This window comes from Symbiopectobacterium purcellii (assembly GCF_052050035.1).
GTDB lineage: Bacteria > Pseudomonadota > Gammaproteobacteria > Enterobacterales > Enterobacteriaceae > Symbiopectobacterium > Symbiopectobacterium purcellii_A.
Genome location: NZ_CP189882.1, coordinates 3,018,263 through 3,030,476, shown reverse-complemented (window position 1 = coordinate 3,030,476; position 12,214 = coordinate 3,018,263). Strand labels below are relative to the sequence as shown.

The 12,214-nt window shown below is 46.7% G+C and carries 11 protein-coding genes and 5 pseudogenes; 10 read left to right on the top strand and 6 right to left on the bottom strand.

Features of this window, described 5'->3' with window-relative positions:
• Window position 1 precedes the first annotated feature (1 nt).
• From ACQGXV_RS20950 to ACQGXV_RS20930, 5 genes and pseudogenes are all read right to left on the bottom strand, one after another.
• A pseudogene (locus ACQGXV_RS20950) lies at window positions 2–169 on the bottom strand (transposase); the annotation flags it as partial.
• 61 nt (window positions 170–230) lie between these two features.
• Window positions 231–620, bottom strand: a complete 390-nt coding sequence (locus ACQGXV_RS20945) for a helix-turn-helix domain-containing protein (RefSeq protein ID WP_440862986.1) — start codon at window positions 618–620, stop codon at window positions 231–233.
• Window positions 598–732 carry a hypothetical protein gene (locus ACQGXV_RS20940; protein WP_440862985.1) on the bottom strand — a complete coding sequence of 45 codons (135 nt, stop codon included), beginning with the start codon at window positions 730–732 and terminating at the stop codon, window positions 598–600. Before ACQGXV_RS20940 ends, ACQGXV_RS20945 begins: the two co-directional genes overlap by 23 nt.
• Window positions 733–852: 120 nt before the next feature.
• Window positions 853–2,101, bottom strand: a pseudogene (locus ACQGXV_RS20935) (IS256 family transposase).
• A 49-nt stretch (window positions 2,102–2,150) separates the two neighbouring features.
• Window positions 2,151–2,330, bottom strand: coding sequence for a hypothetical protein (locus ACQGXV_RS20930; RefSeq protein ID WP_440862984.1), 180 nt, complete (start codon window positions 2,328–2,330; stop codon window positions 2,151–2,153).
• A 284-nt stretch (window positions 2,331–2,614) separates the two neighbouring features.
• On the opposite strand from ACQGXV_RS20930, the pseudogene ACQGXV_RS20925 reads away from it, so the two are divergent.
• Window positions 2,615–3,544, top strand: a pseudogene (locus ACQGXV_RS20925) (IS256 family transposase); the annotation flags it as partial.
• A 36-nt stretch (window positions 3,545–3,580) separates the two neighbouring features.
• Here the strand turns inward: ACQGXV_RS20925 and ACQGXV_RS20920 are convergent.
• Window positions 3,581–4,171: pseudogene (locus ACQGXV_RS20920) on the bottom strand (IS5 family transposase); the annotation flags it as partial.
• Window positions 4,172–4,260: 89 nt separating this feature from the next.
• Here ACQGXV_RS20920 and ACQGXV_RS20915 point away from each other — a divergent pair.
• The 9 genes and pseudogenes from ACQGXV_RS20915 (at window position 4,261) to ACQGXV_RS20875 (ending at window position 12,188) form a co-directional block, all read left to right on the top strand.
• On the top strand, window positions 4,261–4,593 hold the full coding sequence (locus tag ACQGXV_RS20915; protein WP_440862983.1) for a helix-turn-helix domain-containing protein: 333 nt from the start codon (window positions 4,261–4,263) through the stop codon (window positions 4,591–4,593).
• 82 nt (window positions 4,594–4,675) lie between these two features.
• Window positions 4,676–5,329, top strand: coding sequence for an IS30 family transposase (locus tag ACQGXV_RS20910; protein WP_440862982.1), 654 nt, complete (start codon window positions 4,676–4,678; stop codon window positions 5,327–5,329).
• 201 nt (window positions 5,330–5,530) lie between these two features.
• The gene (gene mgtS, locus ACQGXV_RS20905; protein ID WP_195312406.1) at window positions 5,531–5,626 is read left to right on the top strand and encodes a protein MgtS; all 96 of its coding nucleotides are present in this window, start codon (window positions 5,531–5,533) and stop codon (window positions 5,624–5,626) included.
• A gap of 536 nt (window positions 5,627–6,162) precedes the next feature.
• Window positions 6,163–7,131, top strand: a complete 969-nt coding sequence (locus tag ACQGXV_RS20900) for an IS110 family transposase (RefSeq protein WP_440862981.1) — start codon at window positions 6,163–6,165, stop codon at window positions 7,129–7,131.
• Window positions 7,132–7,447: 316 nt separating this feature from the next.
• Window positions 7,448–8,444 (top strand): annotated as a pseudogene (locus ACQGXV_RS20895) (IS5 family transposase).
• 413 nt (window positions 8,445–8,857) lie between these two features.
• A protein-coding gene (locus ACQGXV_RS20890; protein WP_440862980.1) for an IS5 family transposase occupies window positions 8,858–9,702 on the top strand; the annotation gives its coding sequence in 2 pieces (ribosomal slippage) (window positions 8,858–9,203 and window positions 9,203–9,702; 846 coding nt in all).
• Between the two features lie 270 nt (window positions 9,703–9,972).
• A complete protein-coding gene (locus tag ACQGXV_RS20885; RefSeq protein WP_440862979.1) occupies window positions 9,973–10,749 on the top strand; it encodes a transposase family protein in 777 nt (258 codons plus the stop codon).
• Between the two features lie 45 nt (window positions 10,750–10,794).
• A complete protein-coding gene (locus ACQGXV_RS20880; protein WP_440862551.1) occupies window positions 10,795–12,006 on the top strand; it encodes an IS256 family transposase in 1,212 nt (403 codons plus the stop codon).
• A complete protein-coding gene (locus tag ACQGXV_RS20875) occupies window positions 11,928–12,188 on the top strand; it encodes a hypothetical protein (RefSeq protein WP_440867830.1) in 261 nt (86 codons plus the stop codon). The genes ACQGXV_RS20880 and ACQGXV_RS20875 overlap by 79 nt, the downstream gene beginning before the upstream one ends.
• The last annotated feature ends 26 nt before the right edge of the window (window positions 12,189–12,214 follow it).

Sequence of the window (12,214 nt, the reverse complement as noted above, 5' to 3'; positions counted from 1 at the left end):
TAACAGCCATATCGGTGTAGTAAAGCGGCCGACCACGACCTTCAGGCGAAGAACTGTCAGTCCATGCAGCGATGGCCGACTCATCAAGCCAGACCGTCAGGGAGCCGCGTTGTCTGAGTGCTTTGTTGTAGGTGGGCCAGTTGGTGATTTTAAACTTTTGCTTTGCCATGGGGAGCTGCTATCGGGAGCGATGATAGTGCTTTGATCCGGCGATCCCCTGAAAGTTCGATTTATTCAACAAAGCCTCCCGAATACATTTTTTTTCGCCGACGCAGATTCTTAGGCTTTTGGACAGGTCGCTCTGTCCCATCAATAAAGACGTCTTTAACTCCAGGAAAGGCGCGAAAAAATTCCTCAGCAGAGCGAATTTGACGAGCGGGCAAAACACATTCTCGCCCCAAGGTCATCTCTAAAACCGGCAATAATATTTTTACCCAGCGACATACCCGTGTTCTATCTAAACCAAAAAGAAGTCCTTGCAAATCATAGGTCGGATAACATTTTAAATACAATAAAATAAAAAGCAGTTTATCTAATGGGGTTGGGATAAATCCTTTCTGGAGTCTGTAAAGAATTTCGTGTAAATGGCTCCATCGCTTAACCGGAAATCCGATCTCCATACATCAACATGAATTGGCCCATAGCCGGTTTCCAGTCTCTGATTGGTAGGGTCCATTTGGCTTTGTTGAATAATTTAAGATACTGATTTATATAAGCATTATAAAATTTCAACGACTAATTTTTCCTCTCGGAATGCTTTTTATTGTGCTAACTATTTGATTTGTCGTTCTAACAAAATACATTCTCTGTAAATGCATTCTAACTAAAGAAGATGTAAATCAAACGGTTAAATTATTCAACAAAGCCGGTCCATTTAGCCGAGATATTATGCAAGGCTAGATAGAATAATTTTAGCACCGAGTCATCCGTTGGAAATATTCGTCGCGTTTTCGTTATCTTGCGCAATGAAGCATTTAACGACTCTATCGCGTTGGTGGTGTAGATAACCTTGCGGATCTCCGGCGGAAAATCAAAAATGACGATGAGACGTTCCCAATTATTTCTCCACGATGGGCTGATCGTCGGGAACTGTTCATCCCATTTGGCCGCGAAGGCATCCAGGGCCTCTTCAGCGCCCTCTAGCGTTGCGGAACTATAGATAGTGCGGAGGTCAGCAGCAACGGCTTTACGCTCTTTCCAGCCGACGTAGCGCAGCGAGTTCCGCACCTGATGCACGATGCAGAGCTGTACCCGCGTATGCGGGTAAACAGCTTCAATGGCATCAGGAAAGCCCTTCAGGCCATCGCAGCAGGCGATAAAGATGCCCTGTAGCCCACGATTTTTCAGTTCTGTCATTACAGATAACCAGAACTTGGCCCCCTCGGTTTTGGCTATCCATAGCCCCAGCAGCTCTTTTTCGCCCTGGCCGTTGATGCCTAGAGCCAAGTAAACAGACTTGTTGGTCACGGCTCCGCCGTCCTGGCTTTTGACCACAATACAGTCAAGGTAAACAATGGGATAAAACGCATCCAGCGGCCGTTGCTGCCAGCGCTTAACGTCATCCATCACGGCATTGGTCACTTGAGAAATGAAGCCAGCGGAAACATCGACCCCGTAGACTTCTTTAAAGTGAGCCTGAATATCACGGGTTGATAGCCCTCTGGAATAGAGAGAGATAATGCGGTCATCGAAGCCGTTAAGCTGCTTTTCGTGCTTACCGATCAGTGTCGGCTCGAAGGTATAGCCAAGCGACATTATTTTGATAACAGCCAGCTATGCTTCTTTGCCGCATATCAGGGCATAGGATGTAATCATTTTTAAGTCGGTTGGCTATACTGTTGCGGTCGCGCGGAATATCGAGCTCGAGCGCCCCATTTTGGCTACGTACGCTCTTGGATGTCTTGCCATTGCGGGAGTTGCCTGAATTATTACCAGCCGGGTCATGCTTAGCATACCCAAGGTGTATCTCCATCTCAGCTTGAAGAACCCGTTCCGCCAGTCTTTTAGTCAGCTCCTTGAGTAGGCCTGATTCACCCAGAAGCTCCTGAGGGGAGTGGCAATCCTGAAGCAGTTGGTCAATAAGTTCTTTGCTGATAGGCATTTTTTGTCCTCTGAAGGTTTTCCTCAAAATGCCATTTACACAGATCTTTTTACACTCTCCCTTTCTGCCCTGCACCCATCTGCCGCTCCTGATCTTTTCGATTCTTTTTCCGATAAATCAAATAACAAGCTGAAAATTCAGCGGCTAAATTTTTCAATTCTTCGACTGATAATCCAATGATTGCTTTACATAAACGATTATCTCGTAACAACCGCTCTTTGTTGATCATTTCAAACCTTTATTCTCTAAGGGCTTTGTTGAATAATTTAACCGTTTGATTTACATCTTCTTTAGTTAGAATGCATTTACAGAGAATGTATTTTGTTAGAACGACAAATCAAATAGTTAGCACAATAAAAAGCATTCCGAGAGGAAAAATTAGTCGTTGAGATTTTATAATGCTTATATAAATCAGTATCTTAAATTATTCAACAAAGCCTTCTCTAAGTTAAACCTCTTTTTATTCTCAATAGCCTGACAAAAAATGCAAGTCTCTATTCAGCAACTAGTTTACTGATCGGTAAGCACGAAAAGCAGCTTAACGGCTTCGATGACCGCATTATTTCTCTCTATTCCAGAGGGCTATCAACCCGTGATATTCAGGCTCACTTTAAAGAAGTCTACGGGGTCGATGTTTCCGCTGGCTTCATTTCTCAAGTGACCAATGCCGTGATGGATGACGTTAAGCGCTGGCAGCAACGGCCGCTGGATGCGTTTTATCCCATTGTTTACCTTGACTGTATTGTGGTCAAAAGCCAGGACGGCGGAGCCGTGACCAACAAGTCTGTTTACTTGGCTCTAGGCATCAACGGCCAGGGAGAAAAAGAGCTGCTGGGGCTATGGATAGCCAAAACCGAGGGGGCCAAGTTCTGGTTATCTGTAATGACAGAACTGAAAAATCGTGGGCTACAGGACATCTTCATCGCCTGCTGCGATGGCCTGAAGGGCTTTCCTGATGCCATTGAAGCTGTTTACCCGCATACGCGGGTACAGCTCTGCATCGTGCATCAGGTGCGGAACTCGCTGCGCTACGTCGGCTGGAAAGAGCGTAAAGCCGTTGCTGCTGACCTCCGCACTATCTATAGTTCCTCAACGCCAGAGGGCGCTGAAGAGGCCCTGGATGCCTTCGCGGCCAAATGGGATGAGCAGTTCCCGACGATCAGCCCATCGTGGAGAAATAATTGGGAACGTCTCATCGTCATTTTTGATTTTCCGCCGGAGATCCGCAAGGTTATCTACACCACCAACGCGATAGAGTCGTTAAATGCGTCATTGCGCAAGATAACGAAAACGCGACGAATATTTCCAACGGATGACTCGGTGCTAAAATTATTCTATCTAGCCTTGCATAATATCTCGGCTAAATGGACCCTACCAATCAGAGACTGGAAACCGGCTATGAGCCAATTCATGTTGATGTATGGAGATCGGATTTCCGGTTAAGCGATGGAGCCATTTACACGAAATTCTTTACAGACTCTCTGAAGCCAGTTTTTCATTTGATTTTCGGGGAATAACCGTTTTTATCCCTCTTCTTTTCAACTTGTTACGGAGTGCATTGCCAGAGTAGGCTTTGTCAGCCAGTACCGCATGACCACGACGCTTCATGCTACCGTTCTGCCGTTGCACGCCAATGCCGTCCAGGAGTCGTAACGCGAACAGGCTTTCGTGAGCCTGCCCAGCACTCAGTACGATATTTAGCGGGATGCCGCTTCCTTCAGTCGCCATGTGGATTTTGGTGCCATAACCACCTCGTGAGCGACCCAGGCTGTTATAGCCAAGCGACATTATTTTGATAACAGCCAGCTATGCTTCTTTGCCGCATATCAGGGCATAGGATGTAATCATTTTTAAGTCGGTTGGCTATATCGTTGGTAATATCGGGATGTTTTTTTGAGCGCCAGCCGCACATTTGAGCGCACGGATATTGCTGCCATCCAGCGCAGTGGCTGACCAGTCAACAAGTCCATGAGCATCAAGAAATGAAAGTAACCTATTAAAAATAATGTTAATAACTCCAGACTTTGACAATCTATTGAAACGGTTATAAACGGTTTTCCATGGGCCGTAGCCCCATTCCCACTCGAAACGCAACAAAGTGACCCACTTGCCAGAGTCGGATAAAATCACCGTTCTGGCCATACTGGAGAGCCTGTTGCATGCAGGGAAAACATCTGACTCAGAAAGAACGGTTCTACATCGAAAAGCGGCGTGGTGAAGGTGTCAACCAAGCTAACATCGCCAGAGAGCTTGCTCTGCCTCGCTCGACCATCAGCAGGGAACTCAGACGCAATACCGACCCTACTTTCAATGGTGTCTACTGCTGTAGAAGGGCGGACACTCTGGCCCGGGAACGCCGTCATAAGCCTCTGCTAAACAATGCTTTTTACCAGTTGGAGCCACACATTCAGAACTTCATCAGGCAGGCGCTTTACACTCACTCTTCACCTGAAATTATCAGTGGCCGTTTGCACCTGGAATTCGGTATATAGCCAACCGACTTAAAAATGATTACATCCTATGCCCTGATATGCTGCAAAGAAGCATAGCTGGCTGTTATCAAAATAATGTCGCTTGGCTATATCTGTCAGCAAGAATACGCTATATCGCTATATCCTGCAGGAGAGACAGGCTGGCGGGGAGCTATATCAGCAACTTCCTCATCGGGGAAAACGTTACAGGTACAATGCCGAAAACCTCAAATCAGGCCCTATTCCCAACCGTGTTGGTATTGAGTATCGCCCAGCTCAAGCCGAGCTTAAACAGGAGCCTGGCCACTTCGAAATTGACACTATTTTTGGCAAAGACCAGAAGTCATTCTTGTTAACCATCGTAGATAACGCATTGAAAACCGTCATCATTCGCAAACTGCCTAATAAGCGTGCGGAGACTGTGGTTGCTGCTTTCAGGGACATTGAAGCTAATACCTTTTGCAAGTTTAAGACCCTAACAGCTGATAACGGCCCTGAATTCGCTCTGCACGAGCAAATTACTCAAATCACAGGGGCGCAGGTCTACTTTGCCCATCCTTATCATTCCTGGGAGAGGGGCTTGAATGAGCACACCAACGGGCTGATACGACGTTTTTACCCAAAGGGAACAGACTTCAGTCAGGTCAGTCATCGTAAGATTGCCGAACTCGAACACATACTCAATACAAGGGGCAGAAAATCGCTGTGCTATCGTTCCCCCAATGAGGTATTTTTAACGCACTTACTGGTGGCATAAGCCTCTACCGTTTTGTTGCGTTTCGAGTGGGAATGGGGCCACTATGTTCAATTTCGCCCTTTTTCCAACAACACGGCCAAAAGTAGCGATTATTTAAAGCCCGTTTAGGGTGTATGCCTTAGAATTATCATTGACATTTAGCCAGGCTGTTTTTACCGCAGAGGATTATCTATCGAATTACTTAACCCAAGGAGTTTTATTATGTTGGCAAACGAAAATGTATTTATCAGCGTACTCGCTGTTATCGTAGCGGTAGGTTTTATTATCGCTTTCTTTAGCCCTAAATGGGATGACTGATGAACACTGATCCCCCCAATAGATGACTCCTCTCGTGCCATCATAACAGAGAGGAGGCAATTTGCATCCTAACTATACGTTCTACTCATTATCTTCAGCTTAACCATCTCACCGTTAACCTTACGTCACCAATACTTCGTGCCTATCCGGTAATTTAGCCATAATTAGCGCGGTTACCCTCCGAATGGAATCGCTGAAAAAGTAGCATTATCGTATTTCCCCTTGTATCTTAAAAGTTGGTTAAAATAACTACGATTAGATTTGGCACAGCGTATGCAGCCCGATTTCCCCTTGTATCTTAAAAGTTGGTTAAAATAACTACGATTAGATTTGGCACAGCGTATGCAGCCCGATTTCCCCTTGTATCTTAAAAGTTGGTTAAAATAACTACGATTAGATTTGGCACAGCGTATGCAGCCCGATTTCCCCTTGGGTTAAAAGCCCGTTACTGAGCGACTGGCGCATACGTTGAGCCACTCATCTGAAACCCGAACAGTTGTCCGTACTCCATAACGCATTTGCAAGGATGGGTAATAATGAGTCTGCCAAGTCCACTCTGTGTAGGTATCGATGTTTCGAAAGCAACGCTGGACATTGCCGCCAGCAGCACGATTGCGCAATTTTCTGTTGCCAATGATGCTGACGGCTTTGATTCCATTATTGCTGAGCTGAAGAAGCACGACGTTGCGCTTGTGCTGATGGAAGCCACCGGAGGGCTTGAAGCTGCCGTAGCTTGTGCGCTTCAGGCCGAAGGTTTTGAGCTCGCTGTGGTCAACCCCAGGCAGGCTCGTGACTTTGCCCGTGCTATGGGGTATCTGGCGAAGACTGACCGTATTGATGCGAGAGCACTTGCGCAGATGACCGAGGTTATTAATCGCCATCCGGAACGAGGCCGCTTTATTCGGGCTTTGCCGGATACTGAACGTCAGGTTCTCAATTCCATGGTAGTTCGCAGACGGCAGTTGATTGCAATGCTGGTTGCTGAACGAAACAGGTTGTATCTGGCTCATCAGCAAAGCAGAAAAAGCATTAATATCATCATCAAAGCGCTGGAAGATGAACTTGCGCGGATCGATAAGGACATGAACACCCACATCAGCAACCACTTCAAAGAGCTTTCTGAGCGGTTGAGTAGCATTAAGGGCGTCGGCACTATGACCGTGGCGGCATTGTTGGCAGAGGTTCCTGAGTTGGGTCGGCTCTCGAGACGAGAAATTAGCGTTCTCGTGGGAGTAGCCCCAGTCAATCGGGACTCTGGCACCATGAGAGGCCGACGAACCATCTTTGGTGGTCGGTCGGGAGTGCGGAGCGCGCTTTATATGGCTGCACTCGTAGCAACCCGCTTCAATCCAGTGATAAAAGCGTTTTACATGCGGCTGGTTACAGCAGGAAAACCCAAAAAAGTGGCGCTGGTTGCCTGTATGCGCAAGCTGCTGACCATCCTGAATGCGATGCTCAGAAAAAACGAAGAATGGGATGAGTCGTACCATCATGTAGCTCCATAATTTTATCGTTCAAGACAGTTGCTCTTTACTCAGGAATATACGAATGTCCATCACTGAAACATTGGCTACGCGTACCGCGTTGACATCATCAGCATCACGCCTGATTGCTTCGCAAGGAAATGCTTTCGATATTGAGTTAAAAAAAGCGGTAGCGAATGTAGTGGTCAACTAAATTTGGCCACCCTACCTGCCTGTTGATGGAACAGCCGTTCTGATTCATTTGGTGTTAACCCACCGTTAGGCTTTGTGGAATAAATCGAACTTTCAGGGGATCGCCGGATCAAAGCACTATCATCGCTCCCGATAGCAGCTCCCCATGGCAAAGCAAAAGTTTAAAATCACCAACTGGCCCACCTACAACAAAGCACTCAGACAACGCGGCTCCCTGACGGTCTGGCTTGATGAGTCGGCCATCGCTGCATGGACTGACAGTGCTTCGCCTGAAGGTCGTGGTCGGCCGCTTTACTACACCGATATGGCTGTTACCACGGTTTTGATGATAAAGCGCGTGTTTAACCTGTCGCTCCGGGCATTACAGGGCTTTGTCGACTCGGTTTTTACACTGATGAGCCTGCCACTGCGCTGCCCGGACTACTTTCTGGTCAGTCGGCGGGCAAAAACCGTCAGTATCAACATAAAAACGCCAACGCGTGGTGAAATCTCGCATCTGGTCATCGACAGTACCGGTCTGAAGGTCTTTGGCGAAGGTGAATGGAAAGTCAGGCAGCATGGGGCTGACAGACGAAGAGTGTGGCGCAAGCTTCATCTGGCAGCAGACAGTGCGACGCATGAGATTATCTGTGCCGACTTATCGCTCAGCGGAACGACAGATGCGCAGGCACTGCCGGGCCTGATTAACCAAACCCACCGAAAAATCAGGGAAGTGTCAGCAGACGGTGCTTATGACGCCCGTTATAGCCAAGCGACATTATTTTGATAACAGCCAGCTATGCTTCTTTGCCGCATATCAGGGCATAGGATGTAATCATTTTTAAGTCGGTTGGCTATACTGCCACGATGCGTTGCTAAGAAAGAAAATCAGGCCCCTTATCCCGCCGCGAAGCGGAGCCAAATACTGGCCGAACAAGTACCATGAACGTAACCATGCGGTGGCGAATCAGCGTCTGAGCGGGAGTAATGATATGTGGAAAAAGAAAGTGGGTTATCACCGGCGTTCAGTGGCAGAAACAGCGATGTTCCGCATAAAAACTTTGCTGGGTGGCCATCTGAGCCTGCGTGACTATGAGGCTCAAGTAGGTGAAGCCATAGCGATGGTCAAAGCGCTGAACCGTATGACGGGCTTTGTTGAATAATTTAACCGTTTGATTTACATCTTCTTTAGGTAGAATGCATTTACAGAGAATGTATTTTGTTAGAACGACAAATCAAATAGTTAGCACAATAAAAAGCATTCCGAGAGGAAAAATTAGTCGTTGAAATTTTATAATGCTTATATAAATCAGTATCTTAAATTATTCAACAAAGCCCGTGTGACGTTGTTGGGTATGCCACACAGCGTCAGGATAGGATAACAGGTGTAGCAGAGGGAGTCATCCTGTCGGCTAATTCTGATTTATTCAACAAAGCCCCACCGTTATACCAGTGAGGTCTGACATCTCTATAATAATGGGTTATGTAGCGAATAATGGATGATTGAGCAGTACTAGGCTGTGTCCCTTAATTGCTTGAGCTATAGTATCCATCTGTTTCTAAGACACTTTGGATTATGGCTCGCTACGATCTTTCTGATGAAGCATGGGCAATCATTGAGCCCTTGTTACCAACCGTTTTGACATCTCCGCAGGCAGGCCGGCCATGGGCAGAACATCGCAAAATCCTCAACGGCATGTTCTGGATACTGTGTTCAGGTGCCCCATGGCGTGATTTACCTGAACGTTACGGCCCATGGAAAACCGTTTATAACCGTTTCAATAGATGGTCAAAGTCTGGAGTTATTAACATTATTTTTAATAAGTTACTTTCATTTCTTGATGCTCATGGACTTGTTGACTGGTCAGCCACTGCGCTGGATGGCAGCAATATCCGTGCGCTCAAATGTGCGGCTGGCGCTCAAAAAAACATCCCGATATTACCAACGATAACAGCCTGGGTCGCTCACGAGGTGGTTATGGCACCAAAATCCACATGGCGACTGACGGAAGCGGCATCCCGCTAAATATCGTACTGAGTGCTGGGCAGGCTCACGAAAGCCTGTTCGCGTTACGACTCCTGGACGGCATTGGCGTGCAACGGCAGAACGGTAGCATGAAGCGTCGTGGTCATGCGGTACTGGCTGACAAAGCCTACTCTGGCAATGCACTCCGTAACGAGTTGAAAATAAAAGGGATAATAGCGGTTATTCCCCGAAAATCAAATGAAAAACTGGCTTCAGATGGACGCTCACAACTTTATCGTGATGCTTATCGCCGTCGCAACGTTGTAGAAAGATGTTTTGGCCGTTTAAAGGAATATAGACGGATTGCCACACGTTATGAAAAAACGGCAAGAAACTATCTAGCAATGGTGAAACTGGGCTGCATCCGCTTGTTTTACGCCCGGTTACGTAATTAAGGGACACAGCCTAATATCGACAGCATCAAAGCGCTTTCCGTAGTCAAAGGGGGTTTTACCCATGGCGGCCAATGCCAAATCGTCATCGGTACTGACGTTGAAGCCTATTACCAGGCATTACAGGCCGCCATCGGTAAAGCCCGTGAAAATCAAGACGCAGCTCGGCACGCCATGCGCCATACAATAAACTAGTTGCTGAATAGAGACTTGCATTTTTTGTCAGGCTATTGAGAATAAAAAGAGGTTTAACTTAGAGAATAAAGGTTTGAAATGATCAACAAAGAGCGGTTGTTACGAGATAATCGTTTATGTAAAGCAATCATTGGATTATCAGTCGAAGAATTGAAAAATTTAGCCGCTGAATTTTCAGCTTGTTATTTGATTTATCGGAAAAAGAATCGAAAAGATCACGAGCGGCAGATGGGTGCAGGGCAGAAAGGATTTATCCCAACCCCATTAGATAAACTGCTTTTTATTTTATTGTATTTAAAATGTTATCCGACCTATGATTTGCAAGGACTTCTTTTTGGTTTAGATAGAACACGGGTATGTCGCTGGGTAAAAATATTATTGCCGGTTTTAGAGATGACCTTGGGGCGAGAATGTGTTTTGCCCGCTCGTCAAATTCGCTCTGCTGAGGAATTTTTTCGCGCCTTTCCTGGAGTTAAAGACGTCTTTATTGATGGGACAGAGCGACCTGTCCAAAAGCCTAAGAATCTGCGTCGGCGAAAAAAAATGTATTCGGGAAAGAAAAGACAGACCACTCGAAAAGGGCTTATTATGACCGACGAAACAAGGCAAATTGGATTTATCCCCATGAGCAAAAATGGGCGCCGTCACGATAAACGCTTACTCGATAAAGTCGATATAATTCGCCATATTCCTCCTGAGGTAACCATCTGGGCAGATACCGGTTTTCAAGGTATAGATAAACAGCATCCTAATACACAAATCCCAAAAAAAGGAACTCGAAAAAGACCTTTATCGCCTGAACAAAAACAAGAAAATAAAATAATCTCGGGCATCCGTATTGAGACTGTAAAATAATCTGTGTAAATGGCATTTTGAGGAAAACCTTCAAAGGATAACAAAATGCCTATCAGCAACGAACTTATTGACCAACTGCTTCAAGATTGTCACTCCCCTCAGGATCTGCTGGGTGAATCAGGCCTACTCAAGGTGCTGACTAAAAGACTGGCGGAACGGGTTCTTGAAGCTGAGATGGAGATGCACCTTGGGTATGCTAAGCATGACCCGGCTGGTAATCATTCAGGCAACTCACGCAATGGCAAGACATCCAAGAGCGTACGTAGCCAAAATGGGGAGATCGAGCTCGATATTCCGCGCGACCGCAACAGTACCTTCGAGCCGACACTGATCGGTAAGCACGAAAAACAGCTTAACGGCTTCGATGACCGCATTATTTCTCTCTATTCCAGAGGGTTATCAACCCGTGATATTCAGGCACACTTTAAAGAAGTCTACGGGGTCGATGTTTCCGCTGGCTTCATTTCTCAAGTGACCAATGCTGTGATGGATGAAGTTAAGCGCTGGCAGCAACGGCCGCTGGATGCGCTTTATCCCATTGTTTACCTTGACTGTATTGTTGTCAAAAGCCAGGACGGCGGAGCCGTGGCCAACAAGTCTGTTTATCTGGCCCTCGGCGTCAACGGCCAGGGCGAAAAAGAGCTGCTGGGGCTATGGATAGCCAAAACTGAGGGGGCCAAGTTCTGGTTATCTGTGATGACAGAACTGAAAAATCGTGGGCTAAAGGACATCTTCGTCGCCTGCTGCGATGGCCTGAAAGGCTTTCCTGATGCCATTGAAGCTGTTTACCCGCATACGCGGGTACAGCTCTGCATTGTGCATCAGGTGCGGAACTCGCTGCGCTACGTCGGCTGGAAAGAGCGTAAGGCCGTTGCTGCTGACCTGCGCACCATCTATAGTTCCGCAACGCTAGAGGGCGCTGAAGAGGCCCTGGATGCCTTCGCGGCCAAATGGGATGAACAGTTCCCGACGATCAGCCCGTCGTGGAGAAATAATTGGGAACGTCTCATCGTCATTTTTGACTTTCCGCCGGAGATCCGCAAGGTTATCTACACCACCAACGCGATAGAGTCGTTAAATGCTTCATTGCGCAAGATAACGAAAACGCGACGAATATTTCCAACGGATGACTCGGTGATAAAATTACTCTATCTAGCCTTGCATAATATCTCTGCTAAATGGACCTTGCCAATCAGAGACTGGAAACCTGCTATGAGCCAATTCATGTTGATGTATGGAGAACGAATCTCCGGTTAAGCAATGGAGCCATTTACACAAAATTCTTTACAGACTCTCCGTATACAGTTGAACACACCATCGCGGGTATCAAGCGCCTCGGTTGCATGACCCAAATTTTACGGAATCGTAGACCCTTTATTGATGATACCTTCTTACTCCTTAGCGCCGGTCTTTGGAATTTCCATCTCAGAACAGCGTAAAATTTACTTCAATCACCGAAACACCC